The sequence below is a fragment of the Virgibacillus xinjiangensis genome, assembly GCF_042643145.1.
Lineage (GTDB): Bacteria > Bacillota > Bacilli > Bacillales > Amphibacillaceae > Virgibacillus_O > Virgibacillus_O xinjiangensis.
This window is the reverse complement of the sequence record NZ_JBHRSA010000058.1, coordinates 70,965-94,311: the sequence shown is the minus strand read 5'-3', so window position 1 is coordinate 94,311 and position 23,347 is coordinate 70,965. Positions and strand designations below refer to the sequence as shown.

Genomic DNA, 23,347 nt, shown 5'->3' with positions numbered 1-23,347 from the left:
TCACCCCATTTCCTATAACGTACTGCCGCCGTCCACGCTAAGTACCTGGCCTGTTATGAAGTCACTTGCCTCTGTCGCAAGCAGCAGAGCAGTCCCTTTAATGGCATGGTCATCGCCAATCCTGTTCAGCGGATTCTTATCCTTTATGGTATCCCCGCTTTTTTCCAGAACCGCCTTCGTCATCTTGGTCGGGAAGAATCCCGGCGCAATTGCATTGACATAAATGCCATACTGTGCCCACTTCCTGGCCAAGTCTTTCGTGAAATGTACCACAGCAGCCTTACTGGTGCTATAGCCTATGGCATTCAATACTTCCGGTGGCTCAGCTTTCAGCCCAGCAGCAGATGCTATATTGATGATCTTTCCTGCCCCCCGCTCGATCATCGTCTTCCCTACAGCCTGGGACATAAGGAAGGTTCCGGTGACATTCACCCGCATCACTTTTTCCCATGCTTCCAATGGCATGTCCTCGACATTTGCCCCCCAGGTTGTACCGCTGTTGTTCACAAGAATATCAATCTTACCGAAATCTGCGAGCACATCCTGAATTGCTCGGTCAATATCTTCTGCATTCCCCAGATCACATGCATAGGCTTTAGCATCCACTCCCTTTGCTGAGAGTTCTGCTGCTGCCGCTTCACATGCCTCTAATTTCCTTGAACACACGGCAATCGAGCAGCCAGCATCAGATAATGCCTCGGCAATCTGGAAGCCGATTCCCCTGCCTCCTCCAGTAATAAGCGCGACCTTCCCTTTCAATTGAAACAAATCAAAAGTGTTCATGTTCCACCTCAATTTTCATCCAGAATTTTTCTTGCTACAATCAGGCGCTGTATTTCATTCGTTCCTTCATAAATCTTTGTTATCCGTGCGTCACGGTAAAAACGTTCCACTGGATATTCTCCGATATAGCCGATTCCTCCATGAATCTGCAATGCTTTGTCAGCAACCTTGTTGAAAACCTCGGAAGCAAACAGTTTTGCCATGGCAGCTTCCTTGATTACTTTCTTTCCTTCATCGATCATTTCAGCGGCTTTCATTGTAAGTGCACGAGCTGCCTCGGTCTCTGTGGCCATATCGGCCAGCATCCATTGAATGGCCTGGTTCTCGGCAATCGGCTTTCCGAACTGGACGCGCTCCTTTGCGTAAGAGGCAGACAGCTCAATCAGCTTGTCACAGGAGCCTACAGCCCTTGATGCCAACCCTACTCTACCTTCTCCGAGAATCTTCAAGGCGTTCATATAGCCCATGCCCACTTCGCCGATGACATTTTCCTCTGGTACGACGCAGTCTTCAAAAATCAACTGTGCTGTATAAGACCCGCGCAGCCCCATTTTTTTGTCTTTCTTTCCAATGATCAATCCTGGAAAATCACGTTCTACTAGAAAAGCAGTTATGCCGCCTTTCGCTCCCTTTTCCTTGTCAGTCAAAGCAAACACCGTAAACACGTCGGCAACTGGAGCATTCGTGATGAAATGTTTGGTTCCATTCAGTATCCAGCTGTCCCCCCGTTTCTCCGCTTGTGTGGATAGGTTGGTCGCATCAGAGCCAGCACCAGGTTCAGACAGGGCAAAAGCGCCTATTTTATTTCCAGCAGCCATGTCCGGAAGATATTTCTGTTTCAAGTAATCGGATGCCAGTTTGACCAGGCCGGTGCTTCCAATCCCTGTATGGGCACTGATCAATGAGACGAATCCATTATGCGTCCTCCCCAGCTGCTCGAGTACGACCGTCTTGCCAACTGCATTCAATCCAATCCCGCCATATTCCTCAGGGATGCTGATCCCGAACAATCCCAGCTCTTTTGCCTTTTCGATTAAATGTTGTGGGAGAGCATCCTCATCTTCAATCTGTTGTGCATATGGTTCCACTTCTTTGTCTGCAAAGTTTTTTATCATTGTTTTCATTTGTTGCAATTCGTCCGTTACAGCCACCGTCATGATTAATTCCTCCCTGTTTTATGATGTTCACTAATTATATTGCAAATATCATGCCAACTCTCCCCCGAATAGACCACTATTGCAAGTAAACGCTTTCATATCAAGGGTTTAAAAATATTAGACACTTTTGAATGTTTCCATTTGTATCAATAAAAAATTCATAATTGAATCAATAACGCGGTAATCACCTGTTTTTTCGATTCATTTTTGGATTATCGATTCATTATTGAATCGAAACAGTTAAAAAAGGACCCCCTGAAGGTCTTGGCAGACTATTCGGGTGGTCCTGCTCCACATTCTTAAACCTGAGTGTAAGATGCGCGTACGTTTCCTCATTATTTGATTGGTGCTCCATCTATTGTATTTATTTCCGGATTGCCATCGTTTACAAAGGTCAACAAATGATAGATTGTTGTCAACGTCGGAACTTGCACTCCCATCTCACTGGCTTTTTTAACAATATAGCCGCACATGGACTCCACTTCCATCTGCCGTCCCTGCAGCCGGTCCTGAAGCATGGAGGTCCGGTGCTCCCTGGCCAGCTCCGCATTGGAAAAAATGGTGGAAAAAGCACGATCCATGTCCATTTTAATTCCGATAGCAGCGGCAGTGCCCAGTGCCTCCCTGCAAATGGCTTCCGCCGTCTGGCGTAGCGCGGGAGAATCAAGCACTTCTCCAACCCTCGCCCCCGCCGCAGCCGAAAGAGGATTGAATGTTACATTCCACAGCAGCTTCCGCCATTTTTTCTCTAGTATGTTACTCGCGTATTTAGTATCCACTCCTGTACGATGGAGGGCTTCTGCTAGATATTGAGTCCTTTCTGCCATGTTTGGATCCAGTTCACCTATTACCAGTTTCACTCTCCCCTGTTGGCGTATTTGACCGGGGGCTTCCCTGAATGCCTGAACATAGGTTGCTGCAGACAGCACTTTTTCCGGTTCGAAGATTTCCTGTAGTACTTCTTCATTATCCACACCATTCTGCAGGGTCAATATTAGGGCGTCTTTATTCAGGATTGAATGCAGTTGCCTGCCCATTTGGCCTGTATCGTTGGATTTAACACAAAACAAAACAAGGTCCGAATCAGCCAATTCAGCAACATCATCGGTGAATGTTCCGTCTATATGTATTTCCTCTTTCTCCCCCTTAATCGAAAGCCCATTAGCCTTCAGGACCTCAAGGTTTTTACCCCTTGCCAAAAAGGTAACATCATGCCCTCCTTTTTGAAGGGTACCGCCAAAGAAGCTGCCGACAGCTCCAGCTCCGGCCACGCCGATTTTCATATAACACATCCCCTTTTTTATTAATCATAAAAGTTGATCCCATATTTTTTCATTTTCCTGACAACTGTAGGCTGGCTGGTTTTCAATGCCTTTGCAACCTCATATGTGTTTGAATATTTCTCTACAGCAATGGCAATCATTTCCCTTTCCGCTGATTCGGCAGCTTCCTTAAGCGACATGATTTCAGCCTTTGTTCTCCTGCCTCCCTGCCGGTGATATTCTTCAGGCAGATGATCCATCTGGATGGTGTCTCCATCTGCCGTCACTGCCAATCTTTCAATAAGATTGGATAATTCCCGGATGTTACCAGGCCATTCATAGGAAAGGAAAAACTCCTTCATTCCTTTATCGAATTTCTTGTTTAGTCGATACCTTGTGTTTACTTGATTCAAGAATAGCCGGATCAACGGCAGGATATCATCCTTCCTCTCCCTCAATGGTGGAATATGAACAGGAATGACATTCAGTCTGTAATATAAATCTTCTCGGAATTCACCGGCTTCCACCATTTCCTTGAGATTTCTATTGGTCGCAGCAATAACCCTGACATTGACACTCTTGGTCTGAACACCGCCAATCCGCTGTATCTCTCCTTCCTGAATGGCGCGCAGCAACTTCACCTGGAGGTTGAGCGGCAATTCCCCGACCTCATCCATAAAGAGGATTCCTTGATCGGCCAGTTCGAACATACCTGGCTTTCCCTTTTTGCTTGCACCGGTAAAAGCACCAGCTTCATAACCAAACAGTTCCGACTCGAGCAATTCAGGAGGAATAGCCCCGCAATTTACTTTGCGGAATTCCCCTTCCTTTGATCGGGTGCTTTCCTCATAGATATAGTTGGCCAGTACATCCTTACCAACCCCCGTTTCACCGAGAATGAGAACAGTTGCATCTATATTCGCAATCCTGTCAGCCGTTTCAAAGATTCTTCTCATGGCCAGACTCTGAGCGATGAACCGCTTTGACTGCTGCTGATTCTTCAACTGTGACAACTCTTCTTTATATCTGTCATTCAGCTGATTCAGTTTCGATAATTTCTCCTGAAGCTCATTCAGATCGGAAAGGTCCCTGATATTGGTGACGATTTTTCCGATTTTGCCATCTTCATTAAATACCGGCGTACCTGTCAGAAGCGTTTCCTTGCCAGCATAATTCTTCTGCACATAGGAAACTGTCCGTTTCAATTCCAACGCTTTTTTGGAAACGGAATTTTTGAGAATCCCCCGCTCCACCAGTTCATCAACATTCTTTCCAATGTAATATTCTTTGGGAATGGCTGTAATTCGTTCAATGGCCGAATTTGTCTTCCAGGTCATTCCCTTATCATCGGTGATATAGATTCCATCATAGGAATTCTCTATCACCGCATCTAGCTCCCTGTTCAAATTCCGGAGTTCTTTGTTCTGCTTTCGAAGAAGGAAGAGCTCCTCGGTTTCTGTTCCGACCAACAGTCTATGTCCCTCTTTATCCAGCTTGCTTTCCATAAAAACAAATACTCTCTCTTCATGGACAGCCTCAATCAGCTTGGAATTTTCTTCTTTCATCCACATGGAAAACAAATCAGTTACTGGTGTACCCAGTGTGCATATTTGGCCAAGCATCTCTTCCAATTTCCCACTGTATCCAAGTAGTTTGTCTGTCGCATCCAGGACAAAGGCCGGAAAGGGAACCGTCTCCAAGGAATATGTTTCTATCATCGCCAAACCTCCGCTTCCATGAAACTTTCCTACACCCATCACTCAGGAACCATACTTCCTGTGTATCCCAGGTCTCTCGAAATCCCTTCTGCCGTTTGTTTTGCTTTCTCCAAAATGAATGTCTCCCTGTCTGGAGAATATTCGGTGACGGGAATGCTTACACCAACAGCGGCAATGACATCGCCTTGATAATCCCGGATAGGACAGGAGAAGCCCATCGTGTCCTTAAAATGTTCGGACCGGCTGATGGAGTATCCCGATTCTCGGATTCCCCTCAACTCTTCTTGAAGAAGTTCCTTGCTCCCGATGGTGTTTTCATTCAGCTTCCGTATTTCTATCTTTTCGATATACTGCTGTCGCCAGAAAGGATTCATATGAGCCAATAATAGTTTAGGGGCTGAGCCGGCATATAACGGAGATCTCCTACCTGTCTTAATGATTAGTCGTACGGGCTTGGAACTGTCCATTTTTTCCACGTAAACTGCTTCTTCCCCTTCCATTACTGTGAGAAAAACGAGTTCGTTCAACTCTCTGTTCAGTTCTGACATATGAGGTATCGCTATATTCCTGTAATCAAGTTGTTCAACTACAAGGTTTCCGAGTTCAAGAAGTTTGAGACCCAGTCTGTATCGGACTTCATGGCTCGATCTCTTTTCCTTGACCAGCAGACCGGCCTCTTCCAGCGAAGAGACCAGCCTGAATACGGTGGTTTTCGGCAATCGGGATTGATCAACCAATTCCATCAGTGACAACTCTCTTATTCCCTTGAAACACTCCAGCAGCTTGACCGCTTTTAAAAGGCTCTGACTCATCTTCGGCCCCCGTCCTTTTTTATAATGAGTTGTTTAGCGGACGGTACTCTTTTTCATTTCCCGAACCAACTCCCCAGCAATGATATTCCGCTGAATCTCAGAGGTCCCTTCATATATCTTGGTAATCCGTGCATCCCGGTAATAGCGCTCAATCGGGTAATCTTTCATATATCCAATTCCTCCATGGATTTGGACGGCGAGATCGGCCACTTTGTTATATACCTCGGAACCAAATAATTTAGCGATTGCCGCTTCCTTCACCACACGATGCTTCTGGTCTGTCATCCAGGCTACTCGATAGGTCATGGAACGAAGCACTTCGATCTGCATACTGATATCTGCCAGCATGTTCTGTACCGTCTGCACCTCCAATATCGGTTTCCCGAATTGCTCTCGTTCACTGGCATAGGATAGACAATGTTCCAACAGGCGCTCACATGAGCCGAGATTCCGTGCGGACAGCCCGGCACGACCGTTTGCCAATATCTTCAGCGCATTGACATAGCCCTGGCCTTCTTCCCCCAATACGTTTTCTGCCGGCACTTCCATATCCTCAAAGAAAAGCTCTGCAGAATGCGACCCCTTCAAGCCCATTTTCTCCTCAATATTGCCTAATTTGAATCCCGGAAAGTCCTTTTCCACAATGAAGGAAGTAATCCCCTTCGCCCCTTTGTCCGGGTCTGTTACTGCCATTACCGTGAATACGTGGCCATCCACCGCATTGGTAATATAATGCTTGGAACCGTTAATAATGTATTTATCTCCCTTTCTGACTGCCCTCGTCTTCAAATTGGCCGCATTAGAACCTGCGCTAGGCTCAGTGAGGGCGAAGGCACCGATCCATTCACCAGTGGCCATTTTAGGAAGGTATTTCTGCTTCTGTTCTTCCGTACCAAGCTCCACAATCCCCACACTTCCTATCCCGGTATGTGCCCCGATCAGTGTGGTAAATCCATTATGTGTTTTCCCCAGTTCTTCATAGAGCGCACATTTCCCGACCATATCGAGGCCAAGTCCGCCATATTCTTCCGGTATACTCAAACTGAAAAGTCCCATCTCTTTCGACTGTTCAATGATGCTTTCCGGAATTTGGTTTTCCTCTTCGATCTGCATAGCAACCGGCTCTACTTCTTCTCTGACAAATTTCCTTACATTCTCCCGCAGAAATTGGATATCTTCTGGTAAACTGAAATCCATGTGTACATCCCCTTTTATTTATTTTGAAATACTGCCTTCCTTTTTTCGATAAATGCCTTGGTTCCTTCCTGTTTATCCTCCGTACCAAAAACTACCGACTGTGAGAGCTTCTCAATCCATTGGGCCGTTCCCTCATCCACATCAAACCCTTTGTGGACAGCCATCTTGGCAAGCTGAACGGCAACCGGACCTTTCTTCAACACAGCCTTGGCAATCGATTCGATTCGTGTAGGAAGATCCGCTTCCTCTTCAACAAAATAGGTCGCCAACCCTATCCGTTCCGCTTCTTCTCCATCTACCATGCGGCCGGTGAGAATCATGTCCATCGCCCTTCCCTTGCCTACGATACGCGCCAGTCGCTGGGTGCCCCCGGCCCCTGGAATAATACCCAAATTCAGTTCGGGCAGCCCGAATTTTGCCTTCTTCGTTGCCACTCGTATATCACAAGCCATGGCCAACTCGCATCCACCGCCGAGTGCAAATCCATTGACAGCTGCAATCGTCACCTTTGGACAGTTCTCTATCCGGTTGTACAATCCCTGCATTCCTGGCACTAACGCGTCCAAAGGCTGCTTTTCATACAGCTGCTTGATATCCGCACCTGCTGCAAAGGATTTTCCGCCAGCCCCTTGCAGGACTATTACTTTAACCTCGGTCTGATTCTCCGCCTCCTCCATTGCTTGCCCGATTTCCTGGAGCATGCCGGCATCCAAGGCATTCCGAGCATCGGGTCGGTTCAGGGTCAGCCAATATATGCCTTCCTCCACGTTCACCCTTATATTGTTATACTCCATGTGCAACTCTCCCTTCGGAATAGTCATAGAAGCCTTGTCCACTTTTCCTTCCCAGCTTTCCGGCTTTTACATATTTTGTGAGCAATGGGCATGGACGGTATTTCTCTCCAAGCGTTTCATGGAGGTACTCCATATTCCGCAGCCTTGTATCTAATCCAACCAGATCGGCAAGCTCTAAAGGTCCCATCGGGTGGTTCAAACCAAGTTTCATTGCTTTATCGATATCCTCCGCAGATGCTACTCCTTCCATCAACATATTCATGGCTTCATTCCCAATCAGGCAATTCATTCTGGAAGTAACAAAGCCCGGGAACTCATGGATTTCGACTGGTTCCTTCCCAATCTGCCGGGAAATATCCATGATCTTATTAACGGTTTCATCGGATGTTTCCAGCCCGCGAATGACTTCAATCAATTTCATTTTATGGACAGGATTGAAGAAATGCATCGCAATCACTTTATCCGGCCGTGAGGTCTGGGCACCTATCTCTGTCGGGCTCATCGTCGATGTATTGGTGGCCAATATGGTATCCGGCCCGCAGATTTCATCCAATTGCTGGAAGATACTGATTTTCAAATCGATCTTCTCCAGTACTGCTTCCACAACCAAGTCTGCGTTACGGGCTGCTTTGGATATCTCCGGTTCCAACTGAAGGTTCGACTGGGCAATTTCCAATTCATCCTTCGATAAAAAGCCTTTCTGATGGCTTTTTTCCATCAAACCGGTAATATCATCTGCTGCCTTTTCCAGAATCTCTTCATTCAGATCATTCAGTACCACTTTGGAGCCGGAAGTGGCAAATGCATATGCTATTCCTTTGCCCATCACTCCAGACCCTACCACTGTCACTTGTGCCATAATTAGCCTCCTTATTGAATGCGCTTTCAGATACTTTCAAAAATACGGAAAGGATTACTCCTCCATCAGGTGCTGTCATTCCATCATGCGGAATTAAGATTCTGTTAATTTCTACTTTTAATTCTAATTAAAATATTGTTATAACACAAGTCCTTTTGAAATTTATTTTGACACGATATCACAAATAGCGTAGTAGCATGTCGCTGCTGAAACCCCTTCGCTAGTTGGGAGGTTACGGCGATTAACTACAGCTAGCAAAGATAATATACGTAGACTCCAGCAGGAACAGCACGAATAAAGACCCCAAAGAAAGTGTTCCTTGCTTCCGAGGAGATTGAGGACGTGCCCACGGAAAGCGAATTATCCTGCCGCAGCGGTGGCCAAGCATTCTATTTTGGGCAAAAGAAAAAGAACCAGAGGTTTCCTGGTTCTTTCATCCCAACATGCTGTATCCGCCATTCACCGCCATAACTTGGCCGGTGATCCAATCTGCTGAGCTGGAGAGCAGGAACATGGCCATTTCAGCGACATCCTCTGAACTTCCAAGCTTTCTAGATGGGTATTGCCTCATCAACTTTCCCTTGATTTCATCATCCAGGTCTCCCTGATCGATCATTCCCAATGCCATGCTGTTACATTGGATATTATACTTGCCTGTCTCTATTGCAAGTGATTTCATGAAACTGATGGCACCGTTCCTGGCTGCTCCAGAAACTATCAGGTTTTTATCACCTGTCCTCGCTGAATCCCCGACAATATTGACCATTTTTCCCTGCCCTGCTTCCCTCATGTCAGGAATGAACAAATATGCCAAATTCATCACACTGTGCAGGCAGACATCTACTTCTCTTTTCCATTCTTCCGGTTCATAGTGGAAGAATGTCTTCACCTGTGCCATCCCTGCGTTGTTCACAATACCGTGTATGGCACCAAGTTTCTGGTTCAGTTCTTTTTTTGCTCGTTCCACCTGCCGAAAATCAGAAATATCAGCCTGAACGACTGCACTCTCGACTCCATAAGAAGAAATCTCATCTGCCGTCTCATTTGCTTCCTTTATCGAGGTATGATAATGAACGGCGACATTGGCGCCATTCTTCCCGGCCGCAAGGGCAATCTGACGGCCAATGCCCTTGGCGCTCCCTGTCACCAGGATGTTTTTACCTGCTAGATCCACTTCCATACCGTCACCTCACTTCCTGTGGATTTCCTCATGTCCGTGCGCAATCCCCCTAACACATTGTCAGGCCGCCGTTGACCGAAAGCGTCTGACCGGTAATATAATCTGCTTCTTCCGAGGCGAAGAATGCCACTCCATTTGCAATATCTCGAGCCTCTGCCAGCCGCCGGAACGGGATCGCCTTCTCCAATGCCTTCACAATCCCATCATTATACGACCCGATTTCTTCTATGAGCGGGGTGTTACTTGGACCAGGAGCAATACAATTGACATTCAATTTATGCCTGGCCATCTCTCTGGCGATTGTTTTCGTAAAAGATATGATGCCGCCTTTAGCCGCAGAATAGACAGCCTCTCCACTGGATCCTACCCGGCCGGAGTCAGATGCCACGTTGATTACTTTGCCTGAACCATTCTCAATCATTACAGGCAGTATTTCCTTGCAGGTGTGAATTTGGCCCATCAGATTGATATCTACAATCGTCTTCCATGTATCCGGTTCACTCTTCAGAAAAGGCTCGACCTTATCCCACCCGGCATTGTTCACCAGGACATTAATTGTTCCAAACCGGGAAACGGCTTCCTCCACAGCTTTCCGGACACTTTCCAGGCTGGTGACATCACATCTTACGGCTGCTGCCTCTGCATTCTCCTCCTTCTTCAATATAGAAACTGTCTCTTCCGCATTGTCCATATTGATATCTGATACGACAATGTTCATTCCCTTGGCTGCTAAAGTTTTGGCTATTTCCCGGCCGATCCCCCGGCCTGCACCAGTGATGAAAGCTGTCTGTTTTGTCATGCAATTCCCTCCCGTTTTTTGGTTTGCGATTAGACATTCGATTTTTCTTGCAGCATCTGCCTCAGTTTGAATTTCTGTATTTTCCCACTTGGTGTCCTTGGAAAATCATCGACTACCTCCAAATATTCCGGCCAATATTGCTTCGCTACTCCCTTACTCTCCAGAAACACTTGGATATCCTTCAAGGTAAGAGGATCCCTGCCGGGTTTCATGCTTATGATGGCACAGGCTTTTTCCTGGAGACGTTTATCCGGCACAGCAACAAGCTGTGCGACCTGGATGTCTTCCTGTTCATATAAAATATTTTCCATGTAGGCTACAGGGATATTTTCCCCGCCTCGGATGATGATGTCCTTATTTCTACCGGTAATGCGGATATAGCCGTCTTCATCCATGGTCGCCCGATCCCCGGTGATGAACCATCCATCCACATGTTCCTGTCTCGTTATATCCATTCGCTTCAAGTATCCGATGAATTGACCAGGACCTCTGCTCAGCAGGGCTCCCTCTTCTTCAGGAGGGCATTCTTCGCCATTGGGATCAACCACCTTCACTTCCATGCTTGGAAATGGAAAACCATCTGTATTGGTAAGTTTCTCTTCCGAGTCATCAAGGGAAGTCAACGTCACCAGTCCATTCTCTGTCTGACCCCAGCCTGCGAGTATACTGAAATTCACCTTTTCCTTCGCTTCCCTGACTAATGGGCGGGGTACAGGGGCCCCCAAAGCCACAAATGCCCTTAGTGAACGTATATCATGGCTTTCAATCCCTTCATATTGGACCAAGTCTTGAAGAAATGGTGTCGCACTTGCCGTGAAGGTGATGTTTTCTTTTTTAATCAATTCAATGAATTCTGTTGGGTTCCATATATCTTGGTAAACAACGGTTCCGGCATAATGGGTAGGGAGTCTGACACCATAGCCGAATCCGGTCTGATGTCCAAAGGTGGATGGCATGAACATGACATCCTCATCGGTTAAACGGAGCCTGTCGATCCAATATTCCGTAGAGACGCAGAGTGTGTTATGGGTATGCATGACTCCCTTTGGATCGCCGGTGGTGCCGGATGTAAAAATGATTTCGGTCAATTCGTTCGGGTCATGTTCGATATCTTTCAGAACGGATGGGTCATTGATTCTCTCCCATGGTATATCCATCAGTTCGGAAAATGCCTCCATATCATCCGGTACATTTTCACCGATTACAAATACGTGTTCCAAACTTTCCCATTCTGGTCGCAGCCTTTGAATCATGGCTGGATAATCAAATCCCCGGAAGGTATCAGGGACAACGATCATTTTGGATTCTGCCATCCTGACCATATATCCGATTTCACGATCGCGATAAATAGGAATCAACGGGTTGGTAACAGCACCAATGCGCGTAGCCGCATAATGCAGGATGATAAACTCGTTCCAATTAGGGAGCTGGATGGAAATGACATCGCCTTTGCCAATTCCGTATTCCAACAAGCCAAGTGCCACACGATCCACCTTTTCCCTTAATTCCTGATAGGTATATCGACTCTTCTTATCAATGATGGCATCCTTTTCTGGGTTCTTCTCGACCGCAGCTTCCAGGTAATCCAGAATTGTTTTGTTCGGCCAAACATCCTCATATTTACGGATATATTCCTCTGTCAGCAAAGTTTCAACATTCATCGGCAGGCTCCTCCCCTTTTATCTACGGAATTTATTGAACTCTACAGGCCTTTTCTCCATAAAGGCGTTCTTGCCCTCCTGGGATTCCTCCGTGTCATAAAACATAGCCAGACTCCCCATCGACAACTGGGAAATGCCCTGGATATTGGCTGAATCAGCATTAAAGGAGTACTTCAGCATCTTGATCGCCGTCGGGCTTTTTTCCAAAATCTTCTCAGCCCATTCCTTTGCAGCTTCTTGTAAACTCTCTGCTGGCACCACTTTATTCACGAGTTTCATTTCCCTGCATTCTTCTGCCGTATATTGTTCACAGAGATACCAAATTTCCCTTGCCTTCTTCTCACCGACAATACGTGCTAAATAGGCACTTCCAAACCCGGCATCATAGCTCCCTACCTTTGGGCCGCTTTGACCGAATTTTGCCGTATCGGCGGCAATGGTCAAATCACAAATCACATGAAGAACATGGCCTCCTCCGATGGCAAACCCATTCACCGCTGCAATGACAGGTTTCGGGATATTGCGGATCGTCTGATGAAGGTTCTCCACTTCGAGTCCGATTCCCCCTCCAAGTCCGCCATTGTATCCGTAACCGCCTTCATCACCTTTTTCTTTCTGATCGCCGCCGACGCAAAATGCCTTCTCCCCGGCCCCGGTAAGGATGACGGCACCAATACGGTTATCATCCCAGGCATCACGGAAAGCCCAAATCAGTTCCTTGATGGTTTGCGCGCGGAAAGCATTATACACTTTCGGGCGGTTCATGGTAATGGTAGCGATTCCATTTTCTTTTTCGTATAAAATATCAGTCAGTTCCATGTTGATAACCTCCTATATTATTAATCTGTCATTTCTTGCCTGTAGTCGGCATCTGTGGTTCATAGGATCGATACTCTTTTCCTATCACATGTTTGGCGATGACCATCTGATTGGCCTGGGCAGTACCGTCACCGATTTCCAGACCAATGACATCCCGAAGTCGCTGCTCCAGCGGCATCTCTTTGGTATAGGCATAGTGACCGTTCAACAGCAGACACTCATGAATCGCCTCTTGGCTGTACAAAGGTCCCAGCCATTTCACGGAAGCAGATTCCTTGGTGTGCTCCTTTCCCTGGTCCCTGAGCCATAAGCCGCGATACGCTTGCCATTTCAGCATATCCAGCTTGGTATAATGGGTAACAAGCGGGAAAGATACTCCTTGATAAGTGGCCAGCGGCTTGCCAAAGGATTTTCTGACTTTCACATGTTCGATCGTTTCATCCAAACTTTGCAAGGCTGCACCGGTACATTGCAGGCCAATCAAGAGTCTTGACAGATCGAAACCGTTCATTACTTGCGAGAACCCTTTATCCTCCAGACCGATCAAGTGATCTGCGGGCACCCTTACTTCATTCAAGTAGACGGATCCCCTGCCGATTGGAATATTTCCCATGTCTTCATATCCCTTGCACTCGACCCCTGGAAGATCAGAAGGTACAATGAAAGCGCTGATGCCTCGGTTCCCTTTGGATGGATCCGTTTTCGCAAAAATGATAAATGCATCGGCTGCCACAGCTACACTGATGCCCGACTTCTCTCCCTGGAGTATATAGTTGTCACCATCACGGACAGCTGTCGACTTGATGCCGCCTGCATCTGTTCCTGCATCCGGCTCCGTAATGGCAATGCCAAGAATCTTATTGCCTGCAGCTATTTCCGGCAGCCATTCCTTCTTCAGATGTTCATCTGCATGATTGGTGATGATCTCTCCGATCAATCCGTTTAGCATCACCGCATAGGTTAAATTGAAATCCCCGCGTCCTATTTCTTCTGCCGCAATACCGGTGGTCACGCAGTCGGCGCCACTACCACCGTACTCCACAGGAATGCGCAGGCCATTGACTCCCAATTCTCCGAGCTTTCTCCATAAATGTGCCGGTGTGATCCCTTCCCGGTCCCATTTGGTATAATTCGGGAGGAGTTCATCCTTAGCAAACTCCTTGAGCATCTTGCGAAAATAATCTTGTTCCTCTGTAAACGAGAAATCAACCATGCTACCCCTCCTCTTCATCTTTTATAATGCAAAATGCATGCCAAAATGTTTTCTTGATATCACAGCTTTTAAGACCACTAGAATTTGCAATTCTACGTATCATTTGCAGATTTGCGAAAAAAGGCTGCAAATCAGTCCGGCTTCTTATTGACAACAAATTTCATATATCCAAGGGCAACACCCTCTCCACGTTGATTTTGAATGGTGACTTCGAGTGTCACCAAACCTGCTTCCCGCTTTTTCTGATGCTCTTCCTTTTCATGTACAGCTGCCTTGACATAGATGGTATCCCCAATGAAAGTGGGCTGGACAAACCTAAGGCCGTCCATCCCGTAAAAAACGGCTACCGTCGAACTGTTGAACCTCATCAAGCCAGTAGCAACAGACAATACAAGCATCCCATGGGCTATCCGTTCTTTATAGGGTGTTGCCTTGGCATACTCTCTGTTCGAGTGGATGGGAAACCAATCTCCACTGAACGCCGAGAACATAACAAGATCTGTCTCTGTAATAGTCCGTCCTTCCGATAACCAATCATCCCCCATTTTCAGTTCATCAAAATACTTATCGATCACGACATTCGCCTGCCTTTCTTCAATAGAATAGTATTGCGGTTAGTAGTGCTGGTACTGCGGCAAGTGTAGGAGCAATGATACCGGTCATGAAGATATGCTTATAGGCATCTTTATGCGTCAGCCCTGCAACAGCGAGGAAAGTAATCACTCCTCCGTTATGTGGTAATGCATCAAAGCCGCTCGACCCTATCACGGCAATCCGATGGAGAACCTCTGGGTGAAGACCCAAGTCCAAATAAGTCTGGGACAATGCCTCCATGGCAATCCCCAATCCACCGGATGCTGAACCGGTGATCCCTGCCAGCAAGGATGTGGATAAATACAGGGAAATCAATGGGCTTCCAGGAATATCAGTCAATGCCTGAGAGAGTACGGCAAACCCGGTGGAGGCAGCAATGACTGCACCATACCCAACATCCGCACTGGTGTTGACGATAGGAAGGACTGTATTGGTGGCTCCGACATTGATGGTGCGTATCTTTTTCTCTATATATGGCCAGAAAATGGCGATACAGAGTAATACGGACAGCATCAATGCGTAGAGCACTTCGATATGAAATAAATTGAGAAGGATCAGCAGGGATGCCGGTGGAATCAGGCTGACCAAAAAATGCGGTTTTCTCTTCGTTTGATAGGAACGTTCTTCTTCATTGTCGGTAGTTTGTTCTAGATTTTTCATGGAGTCATAGGTTTCTCCATTAATCTCGGATTTCTTCAAGATGTGTTTGAGATAGTAGAGGTTGAAGGTGATTAAAAAGATTGCTGCTACAATCCCGACGAGTGGAGCGGCACCGACAGTAGTACCAAAGTATTCCGTCGGTATAATATTTTGGATGGAGGGTGTTCCTGGCAGCATGGTCATCGTAAAAGTAGCTGAGCCAAAGAAAAATGCTGCCATAAATAAATGCCAAGGAATATCCAGTTCTTTGAACAACGGCTTGGCAATAGGAAGGACAGCAAATATTACGACATAGACATTGATGCCTCCATACGTCAATAAGCCACAGATTGCTACGATTGCAATAAGCACCCTTAATTTGCTCTTTCTCCCAATCGCTTTCAGAATCCCCTCTGCAATCACCCTGGCAGCACCGCTGTCATCCATGAATTTCCCGAAGAGTGCTGCAAACAGAAATATCAGGTAGAAGTTTTTTGCAAAGTTGATAAATCCGCCCATATAGGTTTCTTCGAGCGTTTCCAAGAGCGGCATCTGTGTCAGGAAAACCACCACAAGGCTTGCCATTGGTGCAATGATGATAATGCTGAAGCCTTTTAATGCGAGAAACATAAGAAAAGCCAGTGAAAATATGATCACTGCTACACTGTAAAACTCCAAAAACATCTCCCCCTCTTCCGTTTTCTACTACTATGCAAAAACTGTGCCAGTGGAAATACCGAGGGGACAGATAGTAGGTTTCTCATGGTCGAGTCTTTTATCACTTTTGCGAAACCAGGCCGCGAATCTAATAAAAAAACAACCTTAAAATGCGAAATTTCAAGGTTGCCATGTTCGTAGTCTATGTTGTTGGGAAAACATGTAAGCATACGTTAGATGTGCCGCTACGGAGGTTCCACTACGCTTTCCATGGTTGACACGTAAACTTCCTCGACTACGTTCTCCGAGGTCTCACCTTGCCACTATTCCCCTAGAAGTCTCCGTGGATTTCCTCCGCTGGTTGGTTAGGTGCTTATGCTAGTTGCTTTATAAAATGAAACGGTCGGAGTTTAATTTTTTGAGACATATCTCTAAAGGTGGTTCTCAACTCCAAAATCAGAAAGCTACACCCAGCGAAGATAAAATACGTAGACTCCAGTGGGAACAGCACGTGTCCAAAGGCCCCACAGGAAGCGCTCTTTGCTTCCGAGGAGACTGAGGCCGTGCCACGGAAAGCGAAGTATTTTATCGCAGCGAAGGCAGTCCTTAACATTTTTAATAAGAGATTAGATAAAGATGATCGCCATGGTCATTCCTTCTCCTGAAAACAGAAATTCACGTTCAGCGGAGTATTTTTGTCGCAGGGGTGCCGATAATCCATCTCTGTTTGATATAACCACTACGGAGTTATTTCAAGTTGTACTTGGAGATTTTCCGGTAGAGGCTGGCTACATGGATCCTCAACAAGTGGGCCGCCAATGAACGGTCACCATCCGCCTCTTTAAGCGCCTTCTGGATGGCATGGATTTCAGCATTCCTCACTTCAGCTTCCAAACTCTCCAAGGCAGTCGGCTGTTCCTCCTCTTTGGGAATTTGTCCGGAGAAGGAAGGAAAAGCCAAATGATCCATTTTTAACGTTTTGCCTTCAGCTATATTCATCCCCCGTTCGATATACGATTTCAGTTCTCTCACATTTCCGGGCCAATCATAATGGACCAGCCACTCCTCTAATTCCAAGTCCATTCTTTCAATTTCTTTCCCCATCTTCCGGTTATATTCTTCGATAAAAGCTTGTGCCAAGAGTAGAATATCATCCTTCCTCTGACGTAATGCTGGAATTTGCAAATCAAAGACGTACAACCGGTAAAACAAGTCCTGTCGAAATTTCCCTTCTTTCACAAGTGACTTCAAGTCTCTATTGGTAGCCGCAATCACACGGATATCCACATTTTTGCTGGCTGTTCCCCCCAGTCTTTCCACTTCCCTTTCTTGGAGCACACGAAGAAGTTTCCCTTGTGACTGGTATGTTAGTTCGGAGATTTCATCCAAGAACAAGGTGCCATGCTGTGCCAATTCGATCTTGCCAGGTTTCCCTTCTTTTTTTGCTCCGCTGAAGGCCCCCGCCTCATAGCCGAAAATCTCCGATTCAAATAAATCATCGGGAATAGCCACACAGTTGACTGCAACAAATGGATGGTTTTTCCGTGAACTCAAATCATGGATTGCCTGGGCAAAGAGCTCCTTGCCTGTTCCGCTCTCACCTGTCAAAAGCACCGTTGAATTGCTGATGGCAATCTTTGCAGCAAGATCCTTCACCTGACAGATGGAGGCGCTGTTGCCCAATATTTCTCCAAACCCATAACGGTTGTCCCTTTTCCCTTTGCCTTTCGTCCTGTCCATGGCCTGCAGCATGAATTGGAGTTCTTTTTTATGTACATCGTTTTCTCTCAACAAAACTTGGTACGTCCGGCCACCAACGGTTTTTTCTGATTGGTACAGACAGGGGACACCTGCGATTACTCCGTAAAACACTCCGTCCTTCCTCCTAGTGCCGGCTTCCTTGATGACTGCATGAACACTGCAGTTCAACACTTCCTCCTCTTTTAATGAAAAATGATAGGACATAGCCGGCGATATATCCTTGATTCTCCCTGTGTGGTCCGTCACCAGTTTTGCAGCCTGTACTTGTTTCTCCAATTGTCCGATATCATTGGTCATCCTTATCACCTATTCATCCGCTTTGGATAGTATATATACCACAACCTGCCCCTTGATCACTTCTACCCCATCCGGATTAAGACAGGTTACCTTTTGCGTCACCCAATTTCTTTCTTCATTGATATCAATGACTACCAATTCCGCGGTGATATCCTCACCGACATGTACTGGTGAATAAAATACAAGGTCTTTCTGTACAAGGATACAGGGAACGCCCGGGAGTCTGTCACTGATCACCTGAGTGATCAGTCCCTCCGTCAGCAGCCCTGGCACCGGGGCTTTGCTGTATCTCCCTGCCCATACCTGTGCATCCTGGTCATATACCGGATTATAATCCTGCGTGAGTTCACTGCATCGCCGGACATCCTCCTCTGTAAACATTCTGCTCAGCCTTGCTGTCTGTCCATTATATAAATCAGTGATTGCATAACTCATTTTACCTTCTCCCATTGTTCCAGAATATGCTTACAAAACATGTCTTCACCAGTCTTACCTACGTAAAAAGGAACAAGGCATCTACCTCTATGGTGCCCTGTTCCTCCTGATAAGCTGCTATCCTATTGAGTAGCCGTTAAGGCCGGCTTCCCTGTAAATTGAATCTCCGTTCCAGCCTGTCTACTGCCTTCTGATACGAATCATCCAGCTCAGCAACTATTTCCGCCACTGTCTGAATGTTTCGGATGGATCCGATACCGTGTCCGGCACCCCAAATGTCCTTCCAGGCTTTTGTATCCGATCCGGATTTATTAAAATTGATTTCTTCCTTTTTTTCCAGCTTTGATGGGTCAAGGCCGGCCTTTGTAATGCTAGGTATCAGGTAATTCGCATGGATTCCGCTGAAGGCATCTGTATAAATGATGTCTTCGATGGCGGAGTCAACAATCATTTCCTTATACTCCTCTGGTGCAGCACTTTCTGCAGTCGGAATGAACCTTGTTCCCATATAAGCAAAGTCCGCGCCCAGCACCTCTGCCGCCAGGATATCTTCCCCTTTTGACAATCCACCACCAAGAACCACCGGTCCATCAAAGAATTCCCTGACTTCATGCAAGAAAGAAACCGGGTTCAGTACACCGGCATGTCCGCCCGCTCCGTTGGCAACCAGGATAAGTCCATCCGCACCTTTCTCGACTGCCTTCCTGGCGAATGTCGGATTGATGACATCCGAAAAGACAGTTCCTCCATATTCATGGACGACTTTGATAACTGGACTGGGATCTCCCAGAGAAGTGATGACAATCGGAGGCTGATACCTCCCGATTCTCTTCAAATCCTCTTCATAACGCTTATTGGAGCGATGTACAATGAAATTGATCCCCCAAGGGGCAACAGTTGCAGTAGGATCCTCTCTTCTCCTTTTTTCCAGAGATGTACTAATTTCTTCCATCCACTTCTCCAAATCCTCTCCCGTACGGGCGTTAAGGGCTGGGAAGGTTCCCGCAATACCATTCACACAAGCCTCCACCACCATCTTTGGCTTGGAGATGAGAAACATCGGTGCCATGATTACCGGCAGCTTCATCGAATGCTTGAGAGAACGGGCTTTACCATCGGCCATAACGGAACATCCTTTCTTCCTTACAGTTTAAATGGCTATAAACACTTCTATTTTGCCTTTCATTATCTCTTGGCCGCGCTGATTAAGTACAGTTGTCTCGAAGGAAATGATTCCCCTGGTCTTGTCCGTGATTTCTTTTTTGTTGATGACTTTGAATATTCCTGTCAAAGTATCTCCTGGACGCACTGGTCCCTGCCATTGGATCTTGTCCATCCCCAGACTCCCCCTGGCATCTTCACCTAGAATATCCATCTTGATTAATTCGCTCCAGACGGCAGTCAAGACATGGAATCCGGATGCAGTGATGGAACCATACGGCCCTTCTTTTGCCGCTTCCTCATTTGTATGAAGAAACTGTGGATCATATGTATCGGCAAAACCTTTTATTTTTTCTGTAGTCATATGAATTTCGTCCGTAAAATACGTATCATCTACCGTGAATTCATGAAACTTCATGTAATTACCCCTCTCCCTACTTTATCTTTCTATTATAGCTTGTTTTCAGAAGGTAGAGAAAGAGGAAAGAATCACGGAGACGGCAAACGCTTTCAAAACTGCTTACATTCATAGTAGTAACTAATGAGAAAGATGTCAAGATAAATTTCCGAAAATTTAAACATTATCGAACAAAAAAAAGAACCAGGATAACCTGGCTCCCTTCGTATCTCAGCCAAAAGCAACCCTTGCTTGTATATAGATCTGTACACCAACATACAATGCCAGGGCATATTTCCAGTTGAATATGATACCATTTTTCAATCCACTCAGTCCGTTCGCCCCACTAAGGATGATCAATGGCATGATCAACGGGGAAAGAAGAATGGAGATAGCACTGCCTGTAGTAATCGCCAGCACAATTAATTCCGGTGGGTAGGGAAGATGAATACTTTCCAGAATACCGCCGACAAGTACCATGACAGTCAGTGGTCCTAAGGCGAAGAACCCAAGGATAATCACCATAAACGGCAGAATATGCAGCACATTCATAAATGGTACGGCCTGTTGAAAGGCATAAAGACCATTCACCATCTTATCCGGGAACACTGTTTGGTTCAGCCCGAAAATCATGGTACCTGCACCAAGCATGATACAGAGCTGGTACGCCTGGGGAGCCAGACCATCTTCATAATGCCTTCTAGCCTCCAACATCAGTGTCGGAATCCTTCGCTTTATCAAGTAGTAGGCAATGATCCAAACCAGCACTACCAGCGGAATCAGGACAAGGAGTGGCATATCTGCAAGTCCGTTGAGGAGAAAAATAGTTCCGAACAGTGTAATGAACAGGATGACAAACTCTTTCACGAGACGATTGACTTCCTCTGTACCGGCAGAGTCTTTCAATACTTCTCCTATTTCCCTCTGCAACCCCTTCGTCAAATCTACCTGATATCGTTTCTCTTCAAAGGTTGAAAAAATGATAGCGAGAATCACTCCAAAGATGGATACAGCCATCCCTTGGAAGATCGATATTCCCAATGGAGCATCCATGACTTCGACGACAAAAGCAAAACTGGGAATACTGACGACCCAAAGGACAGATAAAGAAAACCCCCGAAGCACAGCCGTGCCCTTCAAATGCTCCCATGCCTCCCCTTTCTCCTTTTCCAGCAGCCAATTTTCAAATTGAAGCATCATTGGAATGGCACCAAACATGAGGAAGTAGGCAATCACCTGGGTCAGCGACATCATACCGGCATAGAATTTCCGGCTAGTATCAAGAAACCGGTGACCTGCCTGCATGATGGCTTCCATATATGCTTCCCCTCTCAGTACCCAGCCGATGAGAGGAATGACCACGATCAGCCCGATCATATCGCGCATTTGGATCAATCCACCGTGCAGGCCAGCAAATGACGAGCCCTCTGAAAAGATGATCAGCATGGCTCCTATCAGAAACAAGGTAAGCGGCATCTTTATTTTCCCTGGTGTATAATACAAGACAGCACAGATAAAAATGCCCAGGCCGGCAACCCCCAACGCCAGCAGGAGAAACTCATTTTCATAGAAATATGTAAAGAAATGCAATAATGCATACATGATAATGAAGACCCTTAAAGCTAGTGTGATATAAGACTGCATAACACTTCCCCTTCTTCCCGAATGATGACCCAAATCTCTTCCATGTTATCACGTATAGCTGAAAGCGCAAGATGTCCGGAGAACTGGTCGTTTTGTATAATTAAAGATTAAAAGATTAATACCGCAAAAAACTGAAAGCCCGCTAGGACTTCCAGTTTTTCAAAGGCATATGTGGCTCACCACCTAATATCGGAGCGCATTTGATTCCAAACCTACCAAAACCCTGCCATAGTTTTCCTTGGTGATGGATGGGGACAGCGAACGATGAGAGTGCAAGGTCCAAAAATCCCGGAACAGGCGCTGCAGCGGATGTCCTTCATATACATACCCGGACCCGCTGGACAGCATGACAATATCGAATGCTTCTCTGCATAGTTCATTGGCATGACCAATATCTGCAAGTGTCCGGACCCGCGCCTGACGGTCCATGTACTCCCCGCTTGCTGCCCATTTATCCAAATCTTCCGCCACACGCTTGAAATGCATCTCAGCGGAATCGATCTTCATCGCAGCATCTGAAAGCTGGAGGTGCATACTTGGCGCATCCTTCAAATACTCTACACCGATATGGGCTGCTTTCCGCTTCGGCAGGAATTCGATGACAGATTCATGCGCAGCTTTAGCCAATCCGAGTGCAGGCAGGCCCAAAGACAGGATCAGTGCTGGGAACAATGCCGTGTTGTATAAGGGAATATCACGCAAGTGCTCGGATTCGAAGTTACCGTTCAATGCCTCCGAGAAAGACACCGCCCGGTGATCCGGAACGAAGACATTCTGCATTTTTACACTGTTGCTTCCTGACCCTTTCAACCCCATGACATACCAGTCATCCTGGATTTCCATATGGTCGAACGGCAAAGTCATCAACACCTGATCGACCAATTCTCCTTGATCATTGGTGATCGGCATACCGAAGTACCCCCAGGTTGCATGGCGGGATCCCGAGCAGAACATCCAAAAACCTTCCTCCACCATGTAACCGCCTTCAACTTTCTGCGCTTTGCATTGCCTAGGCTCGTAGACCCCCGCAAACAAAACCTCTTCTGGATTACTGCCAAAGATCTCGTCATGGGCTTTTTCTGAGAAAGACTCGGCTACCATCAATTCGCGGATACCGCATAAGGCCATGATCCACCCGGTGGATGCACACCCCTTGGATAATTCCACTACACAATCTGAATATGTCTGGATATTTGTCTGATGCCCTCCATACCTCTTTGGACGAAGCAGGGTAAACAGTCCGCTTTCTTTCAATTCCTCGATGGTCTCTTGAGGCAGCTTGCCTAGTTCTTCCGTTTCTTTAGCTCTTTCTTTCAGCTTGGGAACCATAGCTTTTGCTCTTTCCAGAAAGGAAGCTTCCAATTGCGTCGCATTTGTCATATGAATCTCTCCTTTTCATCACGGCTGAATCATCTTTAACTATAGTTAAATTTTAAGTAATAAAACCCACCAATGATAGATAAAAAAGCGTTGGATATTTTTGCATTTTCAAGTGAAATTTATTTGTT

21 protein-coding genes are annotated in these 23,347 nt (G+C 46.4%); all 21 read right to left on the bottom strand.

The window, feature by feature from the left end; all coding sequences use genetic code 11:
• Positions 1–12: 12 nt before the first annotated feature.
• The 21 genes from ACFOGI_RS16525 to ACFOGI_RS16425 all read right to left on the bottom strand — a co-directional run bounded on the left by ACFOGI_RS16525 (position 13) and on the right by ACFOGI_RS16425 (position 23,219).
• Entirely contained in the window at positions 13–783 is a 771-nt protein-coding gene (locus tag ACFOGI_RS16525) for an SDR family oxidoreductase (RefSeq protein WP_390275013.1), read from the bottom strand.
• 8 nt (positions 784–791) lie between these two features.
• Positions 792–1,940, bottom strand: coding sequence for an acyl-CoA dehydrogenase family protein (locus ACFOGI_RS16520; protein WP_390275012.1), 1,149 nt, complete (start codon positions 1,938–1,940; stop codon positions 792–794).
• Positions 1,941–2,275: 335 nt separating this feature from the next.
• On the bottom strand, positions 2,276–3,223 hold the full coding sequence (locus ACFOGI_RS16515; protein WP_390275010.1) for a ketopantoate reductase family protein: 948 nt from the start codon (positions 3,221–3,223) through the stop codon (positions 2,276–2,278).
• 20 nt (positions 3,224–3,243) lie between these two features.
• Complete coding sequence (locus ACFOGI_RS16510) at positions 3,244–4,920, bottom strand: sigma-54 interaction domain-containing protein (protein WP_390275008.1); 1,677 nt, start codon at positions 4,918–4,920, stop codon at positions 3,244–3,246.
• 38 nt (positions 4,921–4,958) lie between these two features.
• Positions 4,959–5,732 (bottom strand): IclR family transcriptional regulator, encoded by a 774-nt coding sequence (locus tag ACFOGI_RS16505; RefSeq protein WP_390275005.1) that lies wholly within the window; start codon positions 5,730–5,732, stop codon positions 4,959–4,961.
• 33 nt (positions 5,733–5,765) lie between these two features.
• Positions 5,766–6,929: an acyl-CoA dehydrogenase family protein gene (locus tag ACFOGI_RS16500; RefSeq protein WP_390275002.1), complete on the bottom strand. Its 1,164-nt coding sequence runs from the start codon at positions 6,927–6,929 to the stop codon at positions 5,766–5,768.
• Between the two features lie 14 nt (positions 6,930–6,943).
• Positions 6,944–7,723: an enoyl-CoA hydratase/isomerase family protein gene (locus ACFOGI_RS16495; protein WP_390275000.1), complete on the bottom strand. Its 780-nt coding sequence runs from the start codon at positions 7,721–7,723 to the stop codon at positions 6,944–6,946.
• A complete protein-coding gene (locus tag ACFOGI_RS16490; RefSeq protein ID WP_390274998.1) occupies positions 7,713–8,582 on the bottom strand; it encodes a 3-hydroxyacyl-CoA dehydrogenase in 870 nt (289 codons plus the stop codon). Before ACFOGI_RS16490 ends, ACFOGI_RS16495 begins: the two co-directional genes overlap by 11 nt.
• Before the next feature lie 433 nt (positions 8,583–9,015).
• Positions 9,016–9,762 carry an SDR family NAD(P)-dependent oxidoreductase gene (locus tag ACFOGI_RS16485; protein WP_390274996.1) on the bottom strand — a complete coding sequence of 249 codons (747 nt, stop codon included), beginning with the start codon at positions 9,760–9,762 and terminating at the stop codon, positions 9,016–9,018.
• Between the two features lie 49 nt (positions 9,763–9,811).
• Positions 9,812–10,561 carry an SDR family NAD(P)-dependent oxidoreductase gene (locus ACFOGI_RS16480; RefSeq protein ID WP_390274994.1) on the bottom strand — a complete coding sequence of 250 codons (750 nt, stop codon included), beginning with the start codon at positions 10,559–10,561 and terminating at the stop codon, positions 9,812–9,814.
• Between the two features lie 29 nt (positions 10,562–10,590).
• A complete protein-coding gene (locus ACFOGI_RS16475; protein ID WP_390274991.1) occupies positions 10,591–12,222 on the bottom strand; it encodes an AMP-binding protein in 1,632 nt (543 codons plus the stop codon).
• Between the two features lie 18 nt (positions 12,223–12,240).
• The gene (gene menB / locus ACFOGI_RS16470; protein WP_390274989.1) at positions 12,241–13,041 is read right to left on the bottom strand and encodes a 1,4-dihydroxy-2-naphthoyl-CoA synthase; all 801 of its coding nucleotides are present in this window, start codon (positions 13,039–13,041) and stop codon (positions 12,241–12,243) included.
• A gap of 28 nt (positions 13,042–13,069) precedes the next feature.
• Complete coding sequence (locus tag ACFOGI_RS16465; protein ID WP_390274986.1) at positions 13,070–14,254, bottom strand: acyl-CoA dehydrogenase family protein; 1,185 nt, start codon at positions 14,252–14,254, stop codon at positions 13,070–13,072.
• A 131-nt stretch (positions 14,255–14,385) separates the two neighbouring features.
• Positions 14,386–14,829, bottom strand: coding sequence for a MaoC/PaaZ C-terminal domain-containing protein (locus ACFOGI_RS16460; RefSeq protein WP_390274983.1), 444 nt, complete (start codon positions 14,827–14,829; stop codon positions 14,386–14,388).
• Between the two features lie 19 nt (positions 14,830–14,848).
• Positions 14,849–16,165 carry a GntP family permease gene (locus ACFOGI_RS16455; RefSeq protein ID WP_390274981.1) on the bottom strand — a complete coding sequence of 439 codons (1,317 nt, stop codon included), beginning with the start codon at positions 16,163–16,165 and terminating at the stop codon, positions 14,849–14,851.
• 726 nt (positions 16,166–16,891) lie between these two features.
• The gene (locus ACFOGI_RS16450) at positions 16,892–18,202 is read right to left on the bottom strand and encodes a sigma-54 interaction domain-containing protein (RefSeq protein WP_390274979.1); all 1,311 of its coding nucleotides are present in this window, start codon (positions 18,200–18,202) and stop codon (positions 16,892–16,894) included.
• Between the two features lie 9 nt (positions 18,203–18,211).
• On the bottom strand, positions 18,212–18,637 hold the full coding sequence (locus ACFOGI_RS16445; protein WP_390274976.1) for a hypothetical protein: 426 nt from the start codon (positions 18,635–18,637) through the stop codon (positions 18,212–18,214).
• A gap of 136 nt (positions 18,638–18,773) precedes the next feature.
• Complete coding sequence (locus tag ACFOGI_RS16440) at positions 18,774–19,760, bottom strand: NAD(P)H-dependent flavin oxidoreductase (protein WP_390274974.1); 987 nt, start codon at positions 19,758–19,760, stop codon at positions 18,774–18,776.
• Between the two features lie 27 nt (positions 19,761–19,787).
• Complete coding sequence (locus tag ACFOGI_RS16435) at positions 19,788–20,216, bottom strand: MaoC/PaaZ C-terminal domain-containing protein (RefSeq protein ID WP_390274971.1); 429 nt, start codon at positions 20,214–20,216, stop codon at positions 19,788–19,790.
• Between the two features lie 210 nt (positions 20,217–20,426).
• Positions 20,427–21,839: a hypothetical protein gene (locus ACFOGI_RS16430; RefSeq protein ID WP_390274968.1), complete on the bottom strand. Its 1,413-nt coding sequence runs from the start codon at positions 21,837–21,839 to the stop codon at positions 20,427–20,429.
• 183 nt (positions 21,840–22,022) lie between these two features.
• A complete protein-coding gene (locus ACFOGI_RS16425; RefSeq protein ID WP_390274965.1) occupies positions 22,023–23,219 on the bottom strand; it encodes an acyl-CoA dehydrogenase family protein in 1,197 nt (398 codons plus the stop codon).
• Between the last annotated feature and the right edge of the window lie 128 nt (positions 23,220–23,347).